The sequence below is a fragment of the Photobacterium swingsii genome (assembly GCF_024346715.1).
Classification (GTDB): Bacteria; Pseudomonadota; Gammaproteobacteria; order Enterobacterales; family Vibrionaceae; genus Photobacterium; species Photobacterium swingsii.
In genome coordinates, this window is the sequence record NZ_AP024852.1 from 927,770 (window position 1) to 950,045 (window position 22,276).

Here is a 22,276-nt window from a genome sequence, read left to right on the forward strand (position 1 = left end):
CATGAAAATCCTCATTGTTGATGACTTCTCAACAATGCGCCGCATCGTTAAAAACCTTTTACGTGACTTGGGCTTTAATAACACTCAAGAGGCGGATGATGGATTGACCGCATTACCTATGCTTAAAAAAGGTGGCTTTGATTTCGTCGTAACTGACTGGAATATGCCTGGCATGCAAGGGATCGATCTTTTGAAGCACATCCGTGTTGACGATGAATTGAAGCACTTGCCTGTTTTAATGATCACAGCAGAAGCTAAACGTGAGCAGATCATTGAAGCCGCTCAAGCGGGTGTTAATGGATACATTGTTAAGCCGTTTACTGCAGCAACACTGAAAGAAAAATTGGATAAAATTTTCGAACGTATGCAGTAATGCTGTCTGTCAGACGCTAACAGGTAACCATAATAATGATAACACTTGCTCAAGCTAAACAGCTTGTCAGCCTGCTTGAAGACGGACAACAAGATCAAGCGAATCAAATCGTTTTATCTGCCGTTAATGAAAGCCGCGATCCTATGTATGACGAGGTCGGTAAACTGACTCGCCAGCTGCATGACTCGTTGCAGAATTTCCGTCTTGACCCGCGTATTTGTGATCTCGCTAAAACTGAAATTCCAGATGCGAGAGGGCGTTTATCGTATGTTATTGACCGTACTGAAGAAGCGGCAAATAAAACGATGGATGCAGTAGAGAATACGTTGCCTATTGCGGATAAATTGCACGATAACTTGCTATTAGTTCAGCCTCAGTGGAAGCGACTAATGGTAGGTAAAATTGAGCTGAACGAATTTAAAACGCTTTGTCACAATATCGATGGCTTGCTGATGCAAGTTGAGGGCGATAGCGGTGAACTTCGTAGTCAACTGACAGAAATCTTAATGGCGCAAGACTTTCAGGATCTCACCGGGCAGATAATTCGCCGTGTGATTGAACTCGTCCATGAAGTGGAAGATCAGTTAGTTGATATCCTGAAAGCCTTTGACATGGAACAAGATGACAAAGCGGAAGCCCTAACGGAAGCACCAACTATTGCCCCAGAAGGGCCAATCATCAACAGTGAAGAACGTGTCGATGTAATGTCTTCTCAAGATGATGTTGATGATTTGCTGTCGAGCCTTGGATTTTAGGGGAATTATATGAGCTTTGATTTAGATGAAGATATCCTGCAGGATTTCCTTATTGAAGCAGGAGAAATCCTAGAGTTGCTTTCTGAGCAACTTGTGGAGCTAGAACGTAGTCCAGATGACGGTGAACTTCTAAACGCGATCTTTCGTGGTTTTCACACCGTAAAAGGTGGTGCCGGTTTCTTATCACTCGGTGAGCTTGTCGATGCTTGTCACGGTGCTGAGAACATCTTTGACTTACTTCGTACAGGTAAGCGTCCCGTTACATCTGAATTGATGGATGTGATTTTAGAAGCATTAGATACCATTAATGCCATGTTTGTCCAAGTTCAAGCGCGTGAGCCATTGGACCCTGCGGATCAAGCATTATTGGATGCGCTTCACCGTTATAGCCAGCCACCAACAGAAGCTGAGCTAAACCCGCCAGCTGTGGAAGAGGTTGCGGTACCTGTAGCGGCACCAGAGCCAGTAGCTCCTGTGGTTGAAGCTCCTATTGAAGTACCGAGCTCGACAATCCCTGATGACAGTGTGATTGCGGGTAACTCCGTTGATGACATTACGCAAGATGAATTTGACCGTCTTTTGGATGAGCTTCACGGTGTTGGTAATAGTCCATCAGCGGCATCTAGTCCTGCGCCTGTTTCTACTTCAGCGCCAGCCGCAGAAAGCATTGTTGATCAAATTCAAGCGGAAAGTGGTGACATCACCGATGACGAATTTGAGCGTCTACTTGATGAATTGCATGGCTCAGGCAAAGCGCCTGGTGCAAATACCCCTGTAGTTGCTGCACCTGTGGTTGAAGCGCCTGTTGTCGAACCGGCTAAACCCGCTGCACCTGCACCACTTTCAGCATCGTCAAGTGATGACGATTTAATGTCAGATGATGAGTTTGAGCGCTTATTAGATGAGCTTCATGGTGCAGGGAAAGGCCCGTCACCAGATGAGCTTGATTTTGCGACTAAACCTATTGCTGAAATGATTGCCGATGAAGCACCAGCCACTTCGGCTCCAGCTGCTCCTATTACGCCGGCACCTGCTGTTGTTGAGCCTGTCGCTCCAACACCGGCTCCGGTATCAGCGCCAGCGCCTGCCGCGAACCCTGTTGCGGAACGTAAAGCTGCTGCACCAGCAAAAGCCGCGCCTGCGAAACCACAAGCGGAAGCAACGGTTCGTGTTGATACCTCAACGCTAGATACCATCATGAATATGGTCGGCGAATTGGTACTAGTGCGTAACCGTTTGGTGAGCTTAGGCCTGAATAACAACGACGAAGACATGTCGAAAGCGGTTGCTAACTTAGATGTCGTAACGGCTGATCTGCAAGGCGCGGTAATGAAAACGCGTATGCAACCAATCAAGAAAGTCTTTGGTCGTTTCCCTCGCGTTGTCCGCGATTTAGCGCGTAGCTTGAACAAAGAAATCGTGCTGGAAATGCGTGGTGAAGATACCGATCTTGATAAGAACTTGGTAGAAGCACTCGCCGATCCACTTGTCCACTTAGTGCGTAACTCTGTTGACCACGGTATTGAAATGCCTGCGGTTCGTGAGAAAGAAGGCAAACCTCGTGTTGGTACTGTTCTGCTTTCTGCTTCGCAAGAAGGTGACCATATTCTACTGACCATCGAAGATGATGGTGGCGGTATGGATCCAGATAAACTGCGTGCGATTGCGGTTGAGCGTGGTGTGATGGATGCGGATGCGGCTTCACGTATTTCAGATAATGAAGCGTACAACTTGATCTTTGCTCCTGGCTTCTCGACTAAAAAAGAAATTTCTGACATTTCTGGTCGTGGCGTAGGCATGGACGTGGTTAAAACGGGTATCAACCAGTTAAATGGTTCGATTTTCATCGATTCAGCACTGGGTAAAGGTACACGCATTGACATTAAAGTACCGCTAACGCTTGCGATTCTACCGACCTTGATGGTGGGTGTTGCTGAACAGCCGTTTGCATTGCCATTGGCTAGCGTGAACGAAATTTTCCACCTTGATCTGCGCAAGACCAATGTGGTGGATGGTCAGCTAACAACGATTGTTAGGGACAAAGCGATTCCATTATTCTACCTCCAAGATTGGTTGAGTGGTGTGGGCTTGCCTAAGCGCGAGCGCGAGCATGGTCATGTTGTTATTGTACAGCTAGGGCATCAGCGTATTGGCTTTGTGGTTGATACTTTGATTGGCCAAGAAGAAGTGGTTATCAAACCGCTTGATGAGCTGCTACAAGGTACGCCAGGTATGGCGGGTGCAACGATCACAAGTGATGGTCATATTGCTCTGATTCTTGATGTGCCAAATCTACTAAAGCATTACGCAGGCCGTTAAGAAAACAACAATAAATCAAAAAGGTTAGGCGCACAGGCGCCTAATCTTTTACCGGATATCCGGAGCAACAGGACAATAGAATAGATGGCAATTAAAGTATTGGTAGTGGACGACTCAAGTTTTTTCCGTCGTCGTGTGAGTGAAATCATTAACTCAGATCCACAACTGGAAGTAATTGGTAACGCGGTAAATGGTAAAGAAGCAGTCGATCTTGCAAAGCAACTTCGCCCTGACGTTATTACCATGGATATCGAAATGCCGGTGATGGACGGTATTACGGCTGTGCGTGAAATTATGAAAAGCACACCGACACCAATCTTAATGTTCTCATCACTAACTCATGATGGTGCCAAAGCAACGCTTGATGCTTTAGATGCTGGTGCGTTAGATTTTCTTCCTAAAAAGTTTGAAGACATTGCACGTAACCGTGATGAAGCTGTGAGCTTATTACAAAAACGTGTCACTGAAATTGCGCGTAAACGTGTCATGATGCGCCGCACTGCGACTCGTCCAGTTGCAGCAGCAACAACAGCACGTGAGCCAGCTGCACGTGATAGTGTTCGTCCATTAGCGGCGCGTACCACGGCGACAGCAACTCGTACACCTGTCGCTCCTCGTCCAGCGGTGAAAGCGTCAGCAGCACGTTTTAAAGCAACAGGCAAAAAATACCAGTTAATGGCAATTGGCACCTCAACAGGTGGCCCGGTTGCACTTCAAAAGGTATTAACTAAGTTACCGGCTAATTTTCCATTGCCTATCGTCCTTGTTCAGCATATGCCTGCGACGTTCACAGCAGCTTTTGCGGCACGCTTGAATAATCTGTGTAAGATTTCAGTAAAAGAAGCGGCAGATGGTGACGTACTTAAACCTGGCGTGGCTTACTTAGCTCCCGGTGGTATGCAAATGATGCTAGAAGGCCGCCCTGGTGCGACCCGTGTTCGCATCATTGATGGTGGTGAACGCATGAACTACAAACCATGTGTTGATGTGACCTTTGGCTCTGCTGCGAAGATTTACCAAGATAAAGTCTTGTCGATGATCCTAACGGGTATGGGTGCTGATGGCCGTGAAGGTTGTCGTATGCTGAAAAGTAGTGGCTCGACGATTTGGGCACAAGACGAAGAAAGTTGCGTGGTATACGGTATGCCACAAGCTGTTGCAAAAGCCGGTATTTCAACCGAAGACTTACCCCTTGAGCGTATCTCTGAGCGAATTCTTGTCGAGTTAGGGCTAGGGTGAGGAGCACCACGTGTTAGTTTGGAGCATAGCTAACCAAAAAGGTGGTGTTGGTAAAACAACGACAACCGTTTCGCTTGCTGGGTTACTTAGCGAGCGAAACAAGCGTGTCTTGTTGGTTGATACCGATCCGCACGCTTCGTTGAGTACCTATTTGAACATCGACTCAGATCATGTGCCTGCGAGCTTATTTGATCTGTTCCAGCTTACTGATATTAACCGTAACACCGTGATGCCGCTCATCATGCAAACGGCATATGAAGGAATTGATATTATTCCTGCACATATGTCGTTAGCGACACTAGATCGTGTGATGGGAAGCCGTGGTGGTATGGGGTTGGTGCTTAAAAAAGCATTGCGTAGCTTGGCAGATGATTATGATTATGTATTGATCGATTGTCCTCCAATTCTTGGCGTGATGATGGTGAATGCGTTAGCGGCAAGTGACCGTATCTTGATCCCGGTACAGACTGAGTTTCTGGCCATGAAAGGGCTAGAGCGTATGATGCGTACACTGCATATCATGCAAAAGTCGCAGCCTAATGGGTTCAAAGTAACCATAGTACCGACTATGTACGATAAGCGAACACGTGCATCTTTGCAGACTTTACAAGAGCTTAAAGTACGTTTTCCAGAGCAAGTGTGGGCATCGGCGGTGCCAATCGATACCAAGTTCCGTGATGCCAGCATCAAGCATATGCCACCGTCATACTTTGCACGCAGCTGTCGTGGTGTCTTCGCGTATAAAACATTATTAAATTATCTCCTGCGGTTAGAACAAGATGAGCGATAAGAATCGGTTATCCAGTGAACAAGCGCTGGACGATTATTTTTTTGATTTGTTGATTGAGCCAGAAGAGGTGCTTGAACCAGCGCCGACTGTCGAAAGTGATGCCTCTGAAAGCGAAATTGAAACGGTTGAGCCTCAAGAGGGCGTACCTGAAACACAAGAGCGGGATAGCGCGCTTGATGCGAAATCTACCGATGAATTGCCGGCACAACTGTCAGATACCGATGAGTTAGCGGGGCAATCAACAGAAGCGTCACTGGCCGAGATTGACAAAGTTGATGGTTTAATCACTAATTGCGATCAAAAAAGTGAAGATAATTCAAAAACGGTCGATAGCCTAGATGAGTTTGTTGATGTTCTTGCATTAGAAATGTCGTCAAGCAGTAGTACGCATTATGACTTTTCGACCATAGAATTGACGCAAAGCGCAGATGAGTCTGAAGACGACCAAGTGGTTAACACGCACCACGACGATGAAGAAGTATTAGCGACACAGTCGCGATTATCCGATTCTGCGTTGGAACAGTCTGAGGTTAACTCGGAGATAAATGATGATCTGGTATCACCATCACTGGTGTCATCATTTTCACTGACACAGCATAGCCAGTCGCAAGCATCAAATTGGGCACCATCAGCCCAACGCGTTGAAGTAAGCAAAGGTACATCGTTTACGCCGTTAGTGATGGAGCATAATCAGCCGGACATGCAAGGCGTTCAACGCCTACTTGATCAAATGGCCAACATGCAAACGGCGATTCAACAAGACAGCGATGCCTTGATTGATAGCATAACTGAAGCAGAATTTCTTGCGGCAGCGCAAGAAGAAGTTATGCTTGCAGAGCCAGAGCCAGAGCCAGAGCCAGAGCCAGAGCCAGAGCCAGAGCCAGAGCCAGAGCCAGAGCCAGAGCCAGAGCCAGAGCCAGAGCCAGAAATTATCGAGCAAGTGGAGGTCGCCCCTTCAGTTGCAACTGACACGCTTGTAAACCTTGCGGTCAACAATGAGGTTGAATCTCAGTTATCGACACAAGCTGGTAGTGATGTGCCGCCAGAAAAAACGGCAGAATCACAGTTAGGCAATGAATTCCAAGCGCTCTTTTTTGAAGCCAGTGGAGTGACATTTGCAGTGTCGTTAACAGAATTGGGCGGTATCCATCAGATGGGCGATTTAAACCGTCTGCTAGGCCGTCCAGAGTGGTATCTTGGTTTATTAACCAACCGTGAACAGCAACATGATGTTGTTGATACCGCACGGTGGGTAATGCCAGAAAAGTTAAGCTCTGACGAACATAAAGAAAACTATCGCTATATCGTCATGTTGGGTGAAAGTAAGTGGGGGTTAGCATGTGATAAGCTCCACGGTACTGAAACGCTAACAAAACAGAGTATTCGTTGGCGAGAAAAGGTTGGGAAACGACCTTGGCTTGCTGGAATGGTTAAAGAAAAAATGTGTGCTCTAATTCACGTCGAAGAACTTATCAAAATGCTCAACGCTGGGCTAGATGTTAAGGGTATTCAGTGAGTAGGCCCAAAGAGGAAACAGCATGTCGCAGGTTAGTGTAGCCGAAATTCAAAAAGAAGACGGCGATCAAGTATTACAGTGGGTTACTTTCCAGCTGGAAGATGAAACTTACGGTATTAACGTAATGCAGGTACGCGAAGTACTGCGTTATTCTGAAATTGCACCCGTACCAGGTGCGCCAGACTACGTAATTGGTATTATCAACCTACGTGGTAATGTTGTAACGGTTATTGATACCCGCTCTCGCTTTGGCTTAATGCCTGGTGAGATTTCTGACAATACGCGTATCGTAATTATTGAAGCAGAAAAGCAAGTGATTGGTATTTTGGTTGATAGTGTTGCGGAAGTGGTTTACCTACGTAGCTCTGAAATCGACACAACGCCAAGCGTTGGTACTGAAGAAAGTGCTAAGTTTATTCAAGGTGTGAGCAACCGTGATGGCGAGCTATTGATCCTTGTTGATTTGAACAAGCTGCTTAGTGATGACGAATGGGACGAGATGGCGTACCTATAATGCTAAATTTGGTCATGCAATGGTTACCTCTAGGTATCTCATTGATTGCGCTTGTATTACTGTTTGTACTGCTTGGTCGTGAGCGAAAAGCCCGTTTGGCGTTAGAAGCTAAATTTTCGGCGATGGAGCTTGTAGCCAAAAATGCACGTCAGCAGCATGAAAGCCTTACTAAGCAGTTTAATGAACTGCGTGTAGGCACTATGGGTATGAGTCAAAAAATGGCCGAAATCGCTGAGCATCAAGAAGCGTTAGCAGACCGCCAAAGTGAGATATCCATGCAAGACCCTGATGGGCGCTTGTACAGCCGAGCCAACAAAATGGTTGAGTTAGGTGCCGATATCAACGAACTGATGGAAGAGTGTGATTTGCCGAAAGCAGAAGCTGAATTGCTAATGCGTTTACAACAAATATCACAAACCCGTCGTCGCTAATCATACGGCTTGTTGTTATACGACAGTATTGATGTTTTCAGACCCTTCCCAGCCGGGAGGGGTTTTTCCGTTTATGAACCATGAAAAAGCGATCAGCTCTGCAATGATGACGTAGAGTTGTTCTGGAATTGTGTCACCGACTTTGAGTTTATCTAGATACTCCAATAGCACCGGATCTTCGTGGATCAGCCCACCTTGTTGCTTAACTTGCTCGATAATATGCTCGGCAAGTTGATCAACACCTTTACTGGTTACTTGTGGGGTAGTGCGGCCGTCATAATGCAACGCCACAGCATGCTTTGAATAACTCATATTTTAGCGATCAGTCCTGTGTAGGTCGCACTTTCACCGGAATCATACGCTTTACTTGTTTGTTTGAAAGTAATGTTTGATGTTGCGATGCCGAGTGATTGCATTCGATGAGTGAGGTGCGGTGCAAGTAGCTCTGTACGTTGGAGTAGTTGCGGTGAAGTGCTACTGAACAGTAAATTCAATTGTTCATTCTTCCACACTGCTTTGGTGATTAAAGATTCACTCTTACCAATAGGGAGAGTGAGGTTGATATGCCAAGTGTCCTCTTTCTCATTTTCTTTGTGTTTCCTCTTCGTATTTTCCCGCCACACATGAAGTTTGATTTCTCGTCCTTGCGCCTGAGTTAAGTGCAGTTGTAATACGTTCAGTATATCAGTATCAGGTTGAGGACTCAGTGCTAGTCGCTGTTCGGCTGCTAATCGAAGCAAGGCTTTAAATTCATTTTGCTCATGCGTTGAGAGATCGGATAGCCATAGATTAAGCGTACTATTAGGTGTTGATAGCTGTTGAAGGAGCACTTTTATTGCTGATTGCCCCGCACCTTGTTGGAGCCAAGGGATCATTGCTGCTTGATTCTTCGGCAAAAGAAGCTGAGAGAAGATTTGCTGAGTCAAGTTTTGCGGTGCGGTTAACGTGCCATTAAGTGACGACAAAAGTGCAACGAAACGTTGCAGAGCCGGTAAGTTTGTTAATAACTGATGGAGCTGAGATTGGGTTGTTTGTTGTACTACTTTGGTGGTAACTGGTTGACTTGTATCAATTACTTTAGTGTTTAATTGCACTTTATCTGTATTGACTTGTCTATCGCTAGGTACTATAGCCATTAACGTTTTGTTGATGTGTACAGGGTTCACAAATACTTACCTTCATCAGTAATCTAGATAACTGGGTCGCTAACAATATGTCGGCCCAGTGTGGTAATATGCGTGCTTAATTGTGTCACCTAGGATACATCATTTCGTATGTTGTCAGTAGAAAAGCTAAGCTGTATTCGTGATGAACGGGTACTGTTCGATGACTTAACTTTTACCGTTGAAAACGGTGAGTTAGTGCAGATCGAGGGCCATAATGGTGCGGGGAAAACCACGTTACTCCGTATTATTGCGGGGTTAGGGAATGCAGATGAAGGCAAGGTTTGCTGGAATCAAGAAGACATTCTCAGTGCCCGTGAAGAATTTCACCAAGAGTTGCTCTTCTTAGGGCACCAAACGGGTGTTAAACGTGAACTGACAGCGTTTGAGAATTTAGCGTTTTTCCAAGCGATGCACACCGAAGTAGGTGACTCGCCATTGGAAGGTCATGCGCAGGTTTCTGGTGAAAATGCCTTGTGGCAAGCATTAGCGCATGTTGGCTTGGCTGGGCGTGAAGATGTCCCCGCGGGACAGCTCTCTGCAGGGCAGCAACGACGCGTTGCTTTGGCAAGGCTATGGATAAGTAATCATCGATTGTGGGTGCTTGATGAACCCCTCACAGCGATTGATAAACAAGGTGTTCGTGTTTTAGAGCGTTTGTTTTTAGCACATGCCCAGCGAGGCGGCATTGTGTTGCTGACGACACACCAAGATATGTTTACAGACAGTGATCAACTAAGAAAAATAAAATTGGGGCAGTAAGCCGAATGTTGAATGCTATTTCTCAGGTTATTCGTCGAGAGTTATTAATCGCTTTTCGTCGTCAGGCTGATGTTTTTAACCCGTTGTGGTTTTTTATTATCGTGATTACCTTATTTCCATTAGGGATAGGGCCAGAGCCTAACTTACTAGCGCGTATAGCACCTGGGATTGTTTGGGTTGCGGCACTATTAGCGGCGCTATTATCACTTGAGCGTTTGTTTCGTGACGATTATGCCGACGGTTCATTAGAACAAATGATGTTAATGCCAACACCGCTACCGGTTTTGGCATTAGCGAAAATGTTAGCACACTGGTTGTTAACGGGTGTGCCACTATTAATCATAAGCCCTTTACTGGCGATTTTACTGTCATTGGACTGGGCAACGTGGAAAGCGGTGGTGCTGACCCTGTTAATTGGTACACCAACGTTGAGTTTTCTAGGCGCAATCGGGGTAGCATTAACTGTTGGATTGCGCAAAGGTGGCGTTTTATTGAGTTTGCTCATATTGCCGCTGTATATACCTGTGCTTATATTTGCAACCTCAGCGATAGATGCTGCAAGTTTAGGTATGCCATACAATGGCCAATTAGCCCTAATGGGGGCCATGTTGGTCGCATCAGCAACATTATCGCCGTTTGCGGTTGCTGCATCGTTGAGAATTAGCGTGAACTGATTGCAGCCTTCGTGGTTGCGGTGAGTAATATAATTATATTTATAACTGTTACATTTAGACTGAGTAGAGTTGATTTATGTGGAAGTGGCTACATCCCTACGCAAAAGCTGAAAACTGCTACCGCCTGTGCGGCAAGTTGTTACCTTGGTTTTCCGTTATCGCATTGATATCTATTATCGCAGGTTCCGTTTGGGGGCTGGCCTACGCGCCGAGTGATTATCAGCAAGGCGATAGTTTCCGTATTATTTACCTGCACGTGCCGGCTGCAATCTGGTCAATGGGCGCATACATGTCGATGGCGATTGCCGCTTTCATTGGCTTAGTATGGCAAATTCGCCTATCAGACATGGCTGCTGCTGCAATGGCACCTATTGGTGCTGTGTTTACCTTTATTGCACTGTTAACAGGGGCTATTTGGGGTAAACCTATGTGGGGCGCTTGGTGGGTATGGGATGCTCGCCTGACTTCTGAATTGATTCTTCTATTTTTATACCTTGGCGTTATCGCACTGTACAGCGCCTTTGATGATCAAAAAACAGCAGCAAAAGCAGCGGGTATCCTTGCGATTGTTGGTGTGATCAACCTGCCAATCATTCACTTCTCAGTCGAGTGGTGGAATACCTTGCATCAAGGTGCAACCATTACCAAATTTGATAAACCATCGATGGACAGCTCAATGTTGTGGCCGCTATTGCTCAACATTATCGGCTTTGCATGTTTCTTTGGTGCGGTGACATTAGTTCGTTTGCGCAGTGAAATCATTGCACGAGAAAGCCATCGCCCTTGGGTCCGTCAGTTAGTAAAGTGAGGAAAGTATGCATTTTGAATCATTTAGCGACTTTTTAGCTATGGGTGGCTATGCCACTTACGTCTGGAGCGCTTACGGCATCTCTTTCCTTGCGATGCTTTGGATCTTATTGTCTAGTTTACAAAAAAAGCGCCGCTTAATGGCGGAGCTTAAAAACAAAATTGCGCGTGAGCAGCGTATTGAAGATGCGAAAAAACTGGAGAACACATTATGAACCCGAGACGTAAAAAGCGCTTAACCTTAGTGTTAGCGTTGGTCGTTGGCCTCGGTGCAACTGTTGGTTTAATGCTGTATGCATTGAACCAAAATATGGACTTGTTCTATACCCCAACAGAGCTTGTAAACGGCAAACCTGATGGCACCAAGCCAGAAGTAGGTCAGCGTTTACGTATAGGTGGTATGGTCGTTGCGGGTTCTGTTAATCGTGACCCTCAGTCGTTACAGGTGAGCTTTGATGTGGCAGATATTGGTCCGTCAGTCACAGTGACCTATGACGGTATCTTGCCTGATCTGTTCCGTGAAGGTCAGGGTATTGTTGCTCAGGGTGTATTGGTTAACCCTACAACTGTTGAAGCGCATGAAGTGTTAGCGAAGCATGATGAAGAATACATGCCGCCTGAAGTTGCTGCGGCAATGGAAAAAACACATGCGCCACTTGAGTATTCAAAAGAACAAAAGCAAGGTAGTACACAATGATTGCTGAAATAGGGCACTTTGCTCTGATCATTGCGCTTGGCTTGTCGGTGCTTGCGAGCATCTACCCGCTTTATGGTGCAGCGACAGGAAATCAAGCGATGATGCGAACAGCACGACCACTGACACATGGTGTGTTTGGTATGCTGATGATCTCGTTTGTTATTCTATGTTGGGGCTTTTATAGCAACGACTTTACGATTACATATGTAGCAAGTAATTCGAACTCTTTACTGCCTTGGTACTACCGTATTACCGCAGTTTGGGGGGCACACGAAGGTTCACTGCTGCTTTGGGTATTGATCCAAGCAGGTTGGGCTTCTGCTGTGGCGCGTCTGAGCCGTGGCATGCCGTTAGAATCGGTGGCGCGTGTATTAGCGATTATGGGCATGATTTCAGTAGGCTTCTTACTGTTTATCATTGTGACTTCAAACCCATTCTTGCGCACCTTACCTTACTTCCCGGTTGATGGTCGCGATCTTAATCCATTGCTTCAAGATCCAGGTCTGATCATTCACCCGCCGATGCTTTACATGGGCTATGTGGGTTTCTCTGTTGCATTTGCATTTGCAATTGCATCGTTAATGACAGGTCGTCTTGATACCGCTTGGGCTCGCTGGTCTCGTCCTTGGACAATTGCTGCATGGTCTTTCTTAACTCTGGGTATCGCACTAGGTTCATGGTGGGCTTACTACGAACTTGGCTGGGGCGGCTGGTGGTTCTGGGATCCAGTAGAAAACGCATCATTCATGCCATGGCTTGCGGGTACGGCATTAATGCACTCGCTATCTGTGACAGAAAAACGCGGCACCTTTAAAGCTTGGACTGTATTGTTAGCTATTTCTGCATTTTCATTGAGCCTACTCGGGACTTTCCTTGTTCGTTCAGGTGTATTGGTTTCGGTTCACGCCTTTGCCTCTGATCCTGCACGTGGCATGTTCATTTTAGGCTTTTTAGTGGTTGTTATTGGTGGCTCGTTACTGCTTTATGCACTACGTGGTGGTCAAATCCGCTCTCGTGGTAACTACAGCTTACTGTCACGTGAAAATCTACTGCTTGCCAATAACCTATTGTTAGTTGCTGGCTTATTAGTGGTATTGATCGGTACTTTGTTACCACTGGTACATAAACAAATTGGTTTGGGCTCGGTTTCTATCGGCGCACCATTCTTTAATACTTTGTTTACGTGGTTGATGATCCCATTTGCTTTCATTTTAGGTGTAGGCCCATTGGTTCGCTGGAAGCGTGACCAGATGTCGAGCATCAAAAAGCCATTAATTATTTCAGCGTTAATTACAGTGCCGTTTTCTATTGGTTCTGTATTCCTTCTGACGGATAAGTTCCATGCACTTGCTGCTTTAGGCGTCGCAATGGCTGTTTGGATTATTACTCTGCAATGTTACGAACTGTATGAGCGAGCAACACATCGCCACAGCTTAATGACAGGTCTTGGTAAGCTTGGCCGTAGCCATTGGGCTATGGTGCTAGGTCACTTAGGCATGGCGGTTACCGTTATTGGTATTGCACTTGTCTCTAACTACGATCTTGAGCGTGATGTGCGTATGGCACCGGGTGAAACCATCAATGTTGAAGGTTACGACTTCCACTTTGCTGGTGTTCGTGATGCCGATGGTCCTAACTACGATGGTTATATTGCTGACTTCAATATTACTAAGTCGGGCAAGCGTGTCACCACACTTCATGCTGAAAAACGTTTCTACAGTGTAGCGCGTTCTATGATGACAGAAGCGGCTATCGACAGTGGTATTACCCGTGACCTTTATGTCGCTATGGGTGAAAAACTGGGGGACGACGGTGCTTGGGCTGTGCGTATTTACTACAAGCCATTTGTGAACTGGATTTGGTTCGGTGCAACCTTAATGGCGTTAGGGGGCGCAATTGCTATCAGCGATAAACGCTACCGTTTCCGCAAAAAAGCGAAGCAATCAGCATCAAGTAATGTACAAGAAGCAGAGGTGAACTGATGAATAAAAAGATCTTATTTATTCCACTAGCTTTGTTCATTGGACTTGCTGTCATGTTCCTTGTTCAGCTAACCCGTAATGCGGGTGGGGACGATCCAACTAAGTTAGAATCTGTCCTCGTTGGTAAACCTGTTCCGCAGTTTAAATTGGAAGATTTAGTTGAAGCGGGCAAGCTTTACGAGCAAGACATTTTCAAAGGTGAGCCACTATTACTTAATGTATGGGCAACTTGGTGTCCCACTTGTTATGCCGAGCACTCGTACTTAAATGAACTGGCTGCTGACGGTGTAAAAATTGTTGGTATGAACTACAAAGATGATCGTTTAAAAGCGGTTAACTGGCTGAATGAACTGGGTAACCCTTATGTTCATAGTCTGTTTGATGGTAACGGCATGTTAGGGATGGATCTGGGGGTGTACGGTGCACCAGAAACTTTCTTGATCGATGCTAATGGGGTTATTCGCTATCGTCATGTGGGCGATGTAAACCCACGTAATTGGTCAGAAACACTTCAGCCTATGTATCAAGCATTACTTGAGGAGGCGAAAGGATGATGAAGCGCCTTTCTATTCTGCTAGCCAGCATATTGTTGGTATTCACAGCGGCCTTGCCTGTATATGCAGCGATTGAAGTGCATAGCTTTGATAATATTGAGCAAGAAGAAACCTTCCAAGAGCTAACGGCAACCTTGCGTTGCCCTAAGTGTCAGAATAATACTATTGGAGATTCAGAGGCTCCGCTGGCGCAAGATATGCGCCAGAAAGTTTATGACATGTTGCAGCAAGGCAAAGAAAAGCAAGATATTGTCGATTACATGATTGCTCGCTACGGTAATTTTGTAACCTATGAACCACCAGTGATGCTATCGACGATTATTCTTTGGCTTGGTCCTTTATTGTTTATCGCAATTGGTTTCACTGTGTTGGTGATGCGCTCTCGCCGCACCACAGTGACTGATAACACAGAGCAGACTGTGGATTTAGATGAGCAAGAAGCACAGCGCCTTAAATCGCTGCTTGCTGAAATGGAACAAGCTGAGAATAAAGACGATAAGGTGAAAAAATAATGATGTTGTTTTGGATTGCCACAGTCGTTTTGACCCTGATTGCGGTTGCAGTCTTCGTGGTACCGATTTATTCGGGCAAAGAAGAAGATGAAGTTGCCAGTCGCGATGAGCTAAACAAAGCCTTTTATCAAGACCGTGTGCGTGAAATTGAGCTAGAAACAAGTGAAGGCATTGTTGAAAAGCAAGGTGATCTTGTGACTGAGCTTCAACAATCACTGCTTGATGATGTTACTGAACAAAAAGACCCGCACGAAACCAATATGTCAGCAGGTTTGATTATCCCTGGTGTATTAGTGATGGTCATGATTAGCTACGGTATGTATTTTAGCGTGGGTAATATCAATAAAGTTGATGAGTGGCAAAAAGTTGCGGCGCGTTTACCTGAGTTGTCCCAACGCTTGATGGGGGATGCTGAAAACCCAATGAGCGATGAGGAAATGAATGACCTGACGTTAGCCCTTCGTACACGCTTGCATGCAACACCTGATGATGCAACGGGCTGGTTGCTACTAGGTCGTGTCGGTATGGCTAACCGTGATGCAGAAACGTCACAAAGTGCAATGAAGCGTGCGTATGATCTGAACCCAGATGATACAGAAACTCAGTTGGGTTATGCGCAGACATTGATGATGATTGGTGACCCTGCACAGGTTGATTTTGTTCGTTACCTACTGAAATCCGTTATAAAGCGTGACCATACCAATGTTCGTGCAATGTCTTTACTAGCATTTGATGCGTTTGAAGATGGGAAATTTGAGCAAGCAATCTCGTACTGGACTATGATGAAGAACTTGATCTCGCCGGATGACCCGCGAGCACCAATGCTAAATCGTAGTATTGAACGTGCCCAAGCGCAGCTATCGCCAAAAGGTGTGACGGCGAAATCAGTGGCTGTAACGGTTGATATTGCCCCTAACGTTCAAATGCCTCAGCAGGGCTTGTTGATCATCTCTGCACATGATGAGAATGGCTCACCAATGCCAATCGCTGCCCGCCGTGTACCGTTATCTGGCAGTTTTCCGATGACAATCACGCTAGATGATAACGATAGCATGATCCCAGAGCGTTTGTTGTCTTCTCAATCTAAATTGATGGTGAAGGCGCGTATTGATACTGATGGTAACGTAATGACTAAACAAGGTGATTGGTATGGCGAGAGTCAGCCGGTTGAACTTGGAAGTAGCGTAGAAGTAAAAATTAATCAGCAATACTAATAACAAAACTGGAATATATGGAGCAGGCTCGATACTATTATTGAGTCTGCTTTTTTATGGATGAAATTTAAAGCTTGTTAAAAGAAACAGTTAGAACATCGTTGGTGGCTTGCACTTTATCATTGTCTCTCGTGGGCTGTGCCGACACGCCTGAACAATCCACAGCTGATGTTACTGAAACTAACAAAGTAACTGTCGCTGAGCACATTGATTATGAGGCTGAGATAGCACTAGATAGCCAAGTGTACGATCCCTTTGAAGGTATCAACCGAACAATGTGGAATCTAAACTACAACTATCTAGATCCTTATATTGCGCGTCCTGCTGCCATTGCGTACGTGGATTATGTACCTGTGCCTGTTCGTTCTGGGCTTGCGAACTTTTTCGCTAACCTTGAAGAACCAGCTAGTATGGTTAATAGCCTGATAATGCTGAACCCTGAAAATGCTGCAACGCATTTTAATCGTTTCTGGTTTAACACCGTATTTGGTTTGGGTGGTTTGATTGATATTGCAACCGCTGCAAATATTCCATCGCCTGGTCAGCGTGAATTCGGTGACTCATTAGGCTATTACGGAGTAGGTAATGGCCCTTATTTTATGGTGCCACTTTACGGACCGATTACTTTACGGGAAGGAACGGGTGACATTGTTGATGGGCTTTATTTCCCACTGAGCTTACTGACGTTTTGGCAAAGTGCAGGTAAATGGGCGTTGGAGGGGCTAGAGAAACGTGCAGCTCTTGTACCGCAAGAGTCCATATTGGATGACTCCCCTGATCCGTATATCTTTACCCGTGATGCTTACATCCAATATAAGAATTTTAGAGCAACCGGTGGTGCTTCGGTTGATGAAGAACCACAAGAAGAAGCCTTCTCTGATGAGTTCTTAGATGAAATTGATGATTATTGATTGCTGATTTATCGGAATGCTTAAATGAAAAAAGAGAGTGCTAATCAGCACTCTCTTTTTATTTGTGCTTGGTCTTAGAAGCGGTAGCTTGCTTGAACACCTAATAGCCAAACGTTACCTGTGGTTTCACCAGAGAAACTTCCCGGTAGACCAGTTTCAGATTCTGTCATTGACGCATCTTTCGCGAAGATGTAAGTGAAGCCGCCATCTAGGGTGAAGGCTTTAGTCACTTGGTAACCAGCACCAACACTTAGCCATAGGCGATCGGTTTCTGGGATCGTTTGAGTGCGGTTGTCATCGTTAACAGCCGAGGTATCGTAAGCCACACCCGTGCGTAGTACTAGTGCTTGGTTCAGTTGGTAAGTTGAACCAATTGCAAAGCGGTAGTTATCTTCCCAATTCTCATCTTTGATGTGCTGTGTACCTAGCTCATCAATGTTGGCTTCTAGCTTGTCGAAGCTGCTCCAATCGGTCCAGTTAAAGCTCGCATGTATCGCAAGTTGATCGGTTAGCTGGTGGAAGCTTGCTAGCTCTGCTGTCGCTGGTAGTGTCAGATCCATGCTGCCAGTGTAGCTACCACCTTTTTGTTTAGCCATCATGTCAAAGACTAAACCAGACGCTTCACCTTCTAGTTTTAGGTCAACCGCTGAGCGGTAGTTGAAACCAATGCGGTTGTCATCATTGATCTGCCAAGCTGTACCTAGTTGCCAGCCCCATGCATTGTCTTCACCTTCCATGTATTTCAAGTCTTGGCCACCCATTGCAGCGCCAAAGTGTCCTTCACCCATTACGTAACGAACGCCCGCACCGACACTGAATTGCTCGTTAATTTTGTAAGCAATATTCGGGTTGATTTCTACAGAGTGCACTTTCGCTTGGTTGCCGTACTGTGTTGCTTTAAAGTCGCCACCCAGTTCTGTTTCCATGCCGTAGTTAGTTGAAAATGCTAAACCTAAAAATACTTGGTCATTCAATTGGTGAGATAAGTAGAAGTTAGGAATAACTGCTGAGCCTGCAATGTCCTTAGCTTCAGTTGGGATATTCTTACCAACATTCAACTCACCTTTTACATCGATGTTTGGATCAACGTAGATAGCACCTGTTGATACTTGTGTTCCTTCAAGGTAGGTAAGCATAGCTGGGTTGCGGAATTGTGCACCTGCGTTATCAGCCATCGCTGCTTCACCTGCAAACGCACGACCTAGACCAGTTGCTGAGTATTCTGCAAGTTGGAAACCTGCAGCTGTTGCACTTGTGCTTACACCAAAAGTTAAGGCTGCTGCTAAAGCTAGAGTGATATTATTCTTTTTCATGATAACTTGTTCGCTGAAATTAGTTATACAAATGATACTCTTTAGAGTAAATGCTTTAAGTTATAAATGCGTTTTTTCGTTTTTTTGGATGAATAAACGGCAATTTAGTGAGGAAGTTAGAAATACTTGGTGTTTTTTTCAGTCATTTACATTTTGAAAGAGTGTTTTCAGCGTACACGTGTACCCATAAAGGCTGGGTTGAGCGTACAGTGCGTCGCTGAAAGTCAGCGATGGTTAAAAAGTTAATTCAATGAAATTGTAGAAAAGTGCATATTTATTAATGGTTAATATAACTAAAATGAATAAAAATAAAAAAGGGAGCCAATTGGCTCCCTTCTTCTTTAAACGTTTGACTGTTCGCTGAAATTAGAACGAACGGCTGTATTGTACGCCGTATAGCCAAGCATCTGCACGTGTAGTTGCTTTTACGCTTGAAATTTCAGCTGGACCAGTTTGTGGGATCTGTGGGTTATGCATTGGATTTTTCGTAGATTCATTCGCTTCTACATCTTTACCCATTAGGTAAGTCAAACCAAAGTCGATGTTTGATTTGCTATCGATGTGGTATGTGAAACCTGCGGATAACCACTGACGGTCTGAATCTGGAACTGAAATCGATGTAGTAGCATCTTGCGCACTGGTATCATACATGTAGCCCGCACGCAGCTCCCAGTCGTTGTTTAGGTAGTAAGTTCCACCTAGTGCGTAGTGCCAGCCATCTTTCCAGTTATAGTCATTAAGGTGAGTTCCGCCATCTGTTTCTAGCTTGTCAAACTCACTCCACTTGATCCATTGTACGCTGTAGTGAACCGCGAATTGATCGTTTAGCTTATGGAAACCTGAGAATTCTGCCATATCAGGCAGTGGCATGATTAGTTTCTCATCAACTTTTTTTCCGCCCATGCTGATATCACCTTCAGCTTTTAGATCTGGGCTGAAGCGGTATGAAAGTCCAAAACGGTTATCTTCATTTAATTCATAAACAGAACCAATGTTCCAACCCAATGCGTAACCATCGGCATCAACATCAACCAGTTTGCCTGATGCACCTAGTAGACCTTCAATGTTCTTATTAGTACGTTGTAATTTACCGCTACCATAGATGAGGTCTAAACCACCACCCACGCTGAATTGCTCGTTGATACGGTACGCAACACTTAGTGCGAAGTTGATGCTCTTAACGTCAGTTAAACCGCCGTATTCGTTGCCAGCGAAGCTGTCGTCGAATTCAGTTTTAGTACCGAAGTTTGAGTAGATACCACCACCGACAGTAAATTTGTCGTTGATAGGGTGAATGTAGTAAATATTTGGTACGTATGATGCACCACCAACACTTTGCTCACCTTGACCAGGAATTGATTGACCAGCGAATTTGTAATCAACATCTTTAACCTTGATATCAGTATCGATAACGTTAAGGCCTAGTGAGATTGCAGGTGCATCGAAAAGAGCCATAGCTGCAGCATTACGAGACAGTACAGATGCATTATCTGCGATGACCGCATCACCAGCGAAAGCACGGCCTAGTCCAGTTGCCGATTGGCTATTTAGTTGGAAACCAGCAGCTGCCGCTTGCTGAGATGCCATTGCCACTGTCAATGCTAGGATTGACTTAGTAAACAGACGCTTCTTGTTCATATTTATTATTATTCCTAATTATTTTGTGCAGATATATCTTCTACTTTGGAAGATTGCGCAAGATTGTAGGTGTGTAGCCTAGCCTATCAAAGCAGACCAGTTGCTATTTTATTGATACGTTTAACTAAAGTTAACGTTTCGTTAAGTATCGTATAACAATTGAGCGGTAATAGGGGAGGAGCAATAATGTTTTATGCAACAGCGGTAACAGTTTTACTTTGCCCATGTGAAAAAAGAATAAAAGCTGCGAGATAAGCGCAGCTTTTTGAGGGGGACTGTTGTTTAATAAATGAACAGTGAAAGATAGGGTGTTTTATGCTTACCTACTTGGTTTTACTTTATATTTGCCACTGAAGTTCAGACTTTATTGTTTTAGCGACAGGCTGCATATCAGCATTCTTATCACCAACCACAATTAAGCTGGCATTTTGAAGTGGCATTACTATGCCTGCCATCGTTTTATCATTAAAGCTCGCAGCCGCAGGGCTTTGCTCTGGAACAATGAAAACAGTGACTTTCCCTTCAGGGGTATCAACGACCATATGAAGCGCATTTTGCTTACCAAAGGCACAGTGGTTTACGTAGTACACATGGCCTGGTAGTGATGATAGCTCTGTCCCAAAAGGCTTTAATTTAGCATTAACCTGACTGAGTTGAACCGACTCATCGATAGTATCAATGAACGGTGCTTCATCATGTACATGACTGAGTGCTATTTGTCCCAGTGGCGCAGCCTCTGCAGAACGCGTCACATCAGCGTTCGATATGATTTGATCAAACTGTCCGGTAAAGACACCAAAAGCAAAGGCGATGGAAGCAGCAATCGCTAAGTGCACTCGTGTGGTTTTAGGTTTGGCGGGTGTTTGCCCTGATTGATGGAACAAAATACGATCAACCAGATCATCGGGGACATCAACTTTTAGTGCTTTTTCTAGTTTCGTATCGAGCTGCAATAATTCATCGGACAGCTTACGATTCACCAAGGATGAATTTTTTGCTTCGATCATTTCAGCACTATTGTCGTTAGGATCCGCGAGAATACGCCTACGGAATTCAAGATCGTCCATTGTGATGACCCCTCTGTTCGGATTGTTTCTCTAATTGCTCTTTAAGTTGGTTTCTTGCCCTGAACAAGCGAGTCATAACGGTATTACGGTTTAGATCCAGAATGTCTGCAATTTCATCGCCGCTAAAACCAGCCATTACCTGCAATACTAACGGTTCCCTGTACTCAGGGGTTAGTTTCATTATTTGGCGGTGAAGTTGCTGTTGCTCCAATTCCATCTCATTATCTTGCTGGTGCGTATCGGCAATGGCGTAATCATCAATGTCGACTAAGTCGAACTGCTTACGTTCAAAGCGACGGGCATTCTCACGCCTAAGAATGGTAATTAACCATGCTTTTGCTGCTTTGTCATCTTGTAAACTATCGAGAGAGCGCCACGCTCGCAAGCAAGTTTCTTGGACTAAATCTTCTGCAATATGCTGATCGTGGCAAAGCCAGTATGCATATCGGTAAAGATCTCGGTGCCAGGCCCTAACGAGGGCTTCGTATCGTCTTTGCTTATTCATATCAACAGAGACCGAGGCATCCGGTTTTTTCTTACGAAAAAATTGTTTAATCATGTCTTTGCCTAAACCAGTGGTGGTTATCCTTGCAATCTGAGTGAATTATCGTCGTTGGTTAATCAAAAAAATCTGTTTTCAGCCCTAAAATTGATCTGCTTCAAATTCTGACTTCGCAGGCAAGTTATAGTAGTCCCCGTCATCTGGTAGAGATGGTTGAGCGCAAGTTCTGAGGATTCAGGGTTGCGAGCAACAGGATCTATCTGTTGAGCAAGATGACAACTTCCTTTTGAAGGCTGACTTTACTTTCTCCTATCAGGTATTGCCTGATTTGCAATTGGCTTTATGTTAATTGACTTTATATTCATTACGTAGATTGCTTTCCGCGTAAATTATAACCATACCATATAGGTGTGGTTTTTTTTTGCCTATAGAAAAGTATATACCCAAGCCAAGACATAGTGCCTAATGAAGTTTTATTCTCCTCTTTCATTTCAATTCTTATCTTATTGATAGTTAACACTATATTTTGCTGTAGGTAACCAC

The 22,276-nt window shown here is 45.0% G+C and carries 24 protein-coding genes; 18 read left to right on the forward strand and 6 right to left on the reverse strand.

The annotated features are described in order from the left end of the window. Nucleotide 1: 1 nt before the first annotated feature. The 8 genes from cheY (at nt 2) to OCU77_RS04615 (ending at nt 7,937) form a co-directional block, all read left to right on the forward strand. The gene (gene cheY, locus OCU77_RS04580) at nt 2-373 is read left to right on the forward strand and encodes a chemotaxis response regulator CheY (protein ID WP_048899792.1); all 372 of its coding nucleotides are present in this window, start codon (nt 2-4) and stop codon (nt 371-373) included. 35 nt (nt 374-408) lie between these two features. After that, the gene (locus OCU77_RS04585) at nt 409-1,128 is read left to right on the forward strand and encodes a protein phosphatase CheZ (RefSeq protein WP_048899780.1); all 720 of its coding nucleotides are present in this window, start codon (nt 409-411) and stop codon (nt 1,126-1,128) included. 9 nt (nt 1,129-1,137) lie between these two features. Then, nucleotides 1,138-3,447: a chemotaxis protein CheA gene (locus tag OCU77_RS04590; protein WP_048899781.1), complete on the forward strand. Its 2,310-nt coding sequence runs from the start codon at nt 1,138-1,140 to the stop codon at nt 3,445-3,447. A gap of 84 nt (nt 3,448-3,531) precedes the next feature. After that, nucleotides 3,532-4,686: a protein-glutamate methylesterase/protein-glutamine glutaminase gene (locus OCU77_RS04595; RefSeq protein ID WP_048899782.1), complete on the forward strand. Its 1,155-nt coding sequence runs from the start codon at nt 3,532-3,534 to the stop codon at nt 4,684-4,686. Nucleotides 4,687-4,696: 10 nt separating this feature from the next. After that, nucleotides 4,697-5,476 (forward strand): ParA family protein, encoded by a 780-nt coding sequence (locus OCU77_RS04600; RefSeq protein WP_048899783.1) that lies wholly within the window; start codon nt 4,697-4,699, stop codon nt 5,474-5,476. Continuing rightward, complete coding sequence (locus OCU77_RS25200) at nt 5,466-6,992, forward strand: chemotaxis protein CheW (RefSeq protein ID WP_315972514.1); 1,527 nt, start codon at nt 5,466-5,468, stop codon at nt 6,990-6,992. The genes OCU77_RS04600 and OCU77_RS25200 overlap by 11 nt, the downstream gene beginning before the upstream one ends. A 22-nt stretch (nt 6,993-7,014) precedes the next feature. Further along, nucleotides 7,015-7,506, forward strand: coding sequence for a chemotaxis protein CheW (locus tag OCU77_RS04610; RefSeq protein ID WP_048898624.1), 492 nt, complete (start codon nt 7,015-7,017; stop codon nt 7,504-7,506). Further along, nucleotides 7,506-7,937: a DUF2802 domain-containing protein gene (locus tag OCU77_RS04615; protein WP_048898625.1), complete on the forward strand. Its 432-nt coding sequence runs from the start codon at nt 7,506-7,508 to the stop codon at nt 7,935-7,937. Before OCU77_RS04610 ends, OCU77_RS04615 begins: the two co-directional genes overlap by 1 nt. A gap of 15 nt (nt 7,938-7,952) precedes the next feature. On the opposite strand, the gene OCU77_RS04620 is transcribed toward OCU77_RS04615, so the two are convergent. Together OCU77_RS04620 and OCU77_RS04625 are read right to left on the reverse strand one after the other, a co-directional pair. Then, entirely contained in the window at nt 7,953-8,249 is a 297-nt protein-coding gene (locus OCU77_RS04620) for an EscU/YscU/HrcU family type III secretion system export apparatus switch protein (protein WP_048898626.1), read from the reverse strand. Further along, a complete protein-coding gene (locus OCU77_RS04625) occupies nt 8,246-9,103 on the reverse strand; it encodes a hypothetical protein (RefSeq protein WP_048898627.1) in 858 nt (285 codons plus the stop codon). Before OCU77_RS04625 ends, OCU77_RS04620 begins: the two co-directional genes overlap by 4 nt. 108 nt (nt 9,104-9,211) lie before the next feature. On the opposite strand from OCU77_RS04625, the gene ccmA reads away from it, so the two are divergent. From ccmA to OCU77_RS04675, 10 genes are all read left to right on the forward strand, one after another. After that, on the forward strand, nt 9,212-9,862 hold the full coding sequence (gene ccmA / locus OCU77_RS04630; protein ID WP_048898628.1) for a cytochrome c biogenesis heme-transporting ATPase CcmA: 651 nt from the start codon (nt 9,212-9,214) through the stop codon (nt 9,860-9,862). Nucleotides 9,863-9,867: 5 nt separating this feature from the next. Beyond that, complete coding sequence (ccmB, locus tag OCU77_RS04635) at nt 9,868-10,536, forward strand: heme exporter protein CcmB (RefSeq protein ID WP_094955879.1); 669 nt, start codon at nt 9,868-9,870, stop codon at nt 10,534-10,536. A 76-nt stretch (nt 10,537-10,612) separates the two neighbouring features. Continuing rightward, nucleotides 10,613-11,344: a heme ABC transporter permease gene (locus tag OCU77_RS04640; RefSeq protein ID WP_048898629.1), complete on the forward strand. Its 732-nt coding sequence runs from the start codon at nt 10,613-10,615 to the stop codon at nt 11,342-11,344. A gap of 7 nt (nt 11,345-11,351) precedes the next feature. Further along, on the forward strand, nt 11,352-11,558 hold the full coding sequence (gene ccmD / locus OCU77_RS04645) for a heme exporter protein CcmD (protein ID WP_048898630.1): 207 nt from the start codon (nt 11,352-11,354) through the stop codon (nt 11,556-11,558). Beyond that, nucleotides 11,555-12,040, forward strand: a complete 486-nt coding sequence (gene ccmE, locus OCU77_RS04650) for a cytochrome c maturation protein CcmE (RefSeq protein WP_048898631.1) — start codon at nt 11,555-11,557, stop codon at nt 12,038-12,040. Before ccmD ends, ccmE begins: the two co-directional genes overlap by 4 nt. After that, complete coding sequence (locus OCU77_RS04655; protein WP_048898632.1) at nt 12,037-14,022, forward strand: heme lyase CcmF/NrfE family subunit; 1,986 nt, start codon at nt 12,037-12,039, stop codon at nt 14,020-14,022. The genes ccmE and OCU77_RS04655 overlap by 4 nt, the downstream gene beginning before the upstream one ends. Beyond that, nucleotides 14,022-14,576 carry a DsbE family thiol:disulfide interchange protein gene (locus OCU77_RS04660; RefSeq protein ID WP_107302330.1) on the forward strand — a complete coding sequence of 185 codons (555 nt, stop codon included), beginning with the start codon at nt 14,022-14,024 and terminating at the stop codon, nt 14,574-14,576. The genes OCU77_RS04655 and OCU77_RS04660 overlap by 1 nt, the downstream gene beginning before the upstream one ends. Beyond that, a complete protein-coding gene (locus tag OCU77_RS04665) occupies nt 14,576-15,088 on the forward strand; it encodes a cytochrome c-type biogenesis protein (protein WP_084711781.1) in 513 nt (170 codons plus the stop codon). The genes OCU77_RS04660 and OCU77_RS04665 overlap by 1 nt, the downstream gene beginning before the upstream one ends. Then, nucleotides 15,088-16,302: a c-type cytochrome biogenesis protein CcmI gene (gene ccmI, locus OCU77_RS04670; protein ID WP_048898634.1), complete on the forward strand. Its 1,215-nt coding sequence runs from the start codon at nt 15,088-15,090 to the stop codon at nt 16,300-16,302. The genes OCU77_RS04665 and ccmI overlap by 1 nt, the downstream gene beginning before the upstream one ends. A 74-nt stretch (nt 16,303-16,376) precedes the next feature. Beyond that, on the forward strand, nt 16,377-17,213 hold the full coding sequence (locus tag OCU77_RS04675) for an MlaA family lipoprotein (RefSeq protein ID WP_144414902.1): 837 nt from the start codon (nt 16,377-16,379) through the stop codon (nt 17,211-17,213). A gap of 74 nt (nt 17,214-17,287) precedes the next feature. Here the strand turns inward: OCU77_RS04675 and OCU77_RS04680 are convergent, their stop codons facing one another. The 4 genes from OCU77_RS04680 to OCU77_RS04695 form a co-directional block, all read right to left on the reverse strand. After that, nucleotides 17,288-18,526: an outer membrane protein transport protein gene (locus tag OCU77_RS04680; RefSeq protein WP_048898635.1), complete on the reverse strand. Its 1,239-nt coding sequence runs from the start codon at nt 18,524-18,526 to the stop codon at nt 17,288-17,290. A gap of 366 nt (nt 18,527-18,892) precedes the next feature. Continuing rightward, nucleotides 18,893-20,164, reverse strand: a complete 1,272-nt coding sequence (locus OCU77_RS04685) for an outer membrane protein transport protein (protein ID WP_048898636.1) — start codon at nt 20,162-20,164, stop codon at nt 18,893-18,895. 338 nt (nt 20,165-20,502) lie between these two features. Continuing rightward, on the reverse strand, nt 20,503-21,231 hold the full coding sequence (locus OCU77_RS04690; RefSeq protein ID WP_107302331.1) for a DUF3379 family protein: 729 nt from the start codon (nt 21,229-21,231) through the stop codon (nt 20,503-20,505). Further along, complete coding sequence (locus tag OCU77_RS04695) at nt 21,218-21,790, reverse strand: sigma-70 family RNA polymerase sigma factor (RefSeq protein ID WP_048898637.1); 573 nt, start codon at nt 21,788-21,790, stop codon at nt 21,218-21,220. The genes OCU77_RS04690 and OCU77_RS04695 overlap by 14 nt, the downstream gene beginning before the upstream one ends. Nucleotides 21,791-22,276 lie beyond the last annotated feature (486 nt).

Excerpts from the sequence above, each read along its gene's own strand:
- ccmD (WP_048898630.1), top strand. The coding sequence starts at position 11,352 with ATGCATTTTGAATCATTTAGCGACTTTTTAGCTATGGGTGGCTATGCC.
- OCU77_RS04690 (WP_107302331.1), bottom strand. The coding sequence starts at position 21,231 with ATGGACGATCTTGAATTCCGTAGGCGTATTCTCGCGGATCCTAACGAC.
- ccmE (WP_048898631.1), top strand. The coding sequence starts at position 11,555 with ATGAACCCGAGACGTAAAAAGCGCTTAACCTTAGTGTTAGCGTTGGTC.
- ccmA (WP_048898628.1), top strand. The coding sequence starts at position 9,212 with ATGTTGTCAGTAGAAAAGCTAAGCTGTATTCGTGATGAACGGGTACTG.
- OCU77_RS04665 (WP_084711781.1), top strand. The coding sequence starts at position 14,576 with ATGAAGCGCCTTTCTATTCTGCTAGCCAGCATATTGTTGGTATTCACA.
- OCU77_RS25200 (WP_315972514.1), top strand. The coding sequence starts at position 5,466 with ATGAGCGATAAGAATCGGTTATCCAGTGAACAAGCGCTGGACGATTAT.
- OCU77_RS04655 (WP_048898632.1), top strand. The coding sequence starts at position 12,037 with ATGATTGCTGAAATAGGGCACTTTGCTCTGATCATTGCGCTTGGCTTG.
- OCU77_RS04595 (WP_048899782.1), top strand. The coding sequence starts at position 3,532 with ATGGCAATTAAAGTATTGGTAGTGGACGACTCAAGTTTTTTCCGTCGT.
- ccmB (WP_094955879.1), top strand. The coding sequence starts at position 9,868 with ATGTTGAATGCTATTTCTCAGGTTATTCGTCGAGAGTTATTAATCGCT.
- OCU77_RS04620 (WP_048898626.1), bottom strand. The coding sequence starts at position 8,249 with ATGAGTTATTCAAAGCATGCTGTGGCGTTGCATTATGACGGCCGCACT.
- OCU77_RS04590 (WP_048899781.1), top strand. The coding sequence starts at position 1,138 with ATGAGCTTTGATTTAGATGAAGATATCCTGCAGGATTTCCTTATTGAA.
- OCU77_RS04695 (WP_048898637.1), bottom strand. The coding sequence starts at position 21,790 with ATGATTAAACAATTTTTTCGTAAGAAAAAACCGGATGCCTCGGTCTCT.
- OCU77_RS04640 (WP_048898629.1), top strand. The coding sequence starts at position 10,613 with ATGTGGAAGTGGCTACATCCCTACGCAAAAGCTGAAAACTGCTACCGC.
- OCU77_RS04660 (WP_107302330.1), top strand. The coding sequence starts at position 14,022 with ATGAATAAAAAGATCTTATTTATTCCACTAGCTTTGTTCATTGGACTT.
- ccmI (WP_048898634.1), top strand. The coding sequence starts at position 15,088 with ATGATGTTGTTTTGGATTGCCACAGTCGTTTTGACCCTGATTGCGGTT.
- cheY (WP_048899792.1), top strand. The coding sequence starts at position 2 with ATGAAAATCCTCATTGTTGATGACTTCTCAACAATGCGCCGCATCGTT.
- OCU77_RS04680 (WP_048898635.1), bottom strand. The coding sequence starts at position 18,526 with ATGAAAAAGAATAATATCACTCTAGCTTTAGCAGCAGCCTTAACTTTT.
- OCU77_RS04615 (WP_048898625.1), top strand. The coding sequence starts at position 7,506 with ATGCTAAATTTGGTCATGCAATGGTTACCTCTAGGTATCTCATTGATT.
- OCU77_RS04610 (WP_048898624.1), top strand. The coding sequence starts at position 7,015 with ATGTCGCAGGTTAGTGTAGCCGAAATTCAAAAAGAAGACGGCGATCAA.
- OCU77_RS04685 (WP_048898636.1), bottom strand. The coding sequence starts at position 20,164 with ATGAACAAGAAGCGTCTGTTTACTAAGTCAATCCTAGCATTGACAGTG.
- OCU77_RS04585 (WP_048899780.1), top strand. The coding sequence starts at position 409 with ATGATAACACTTGCTCAAGCTAAACAGCTTGTCAGCCTGCTTGAAGAC.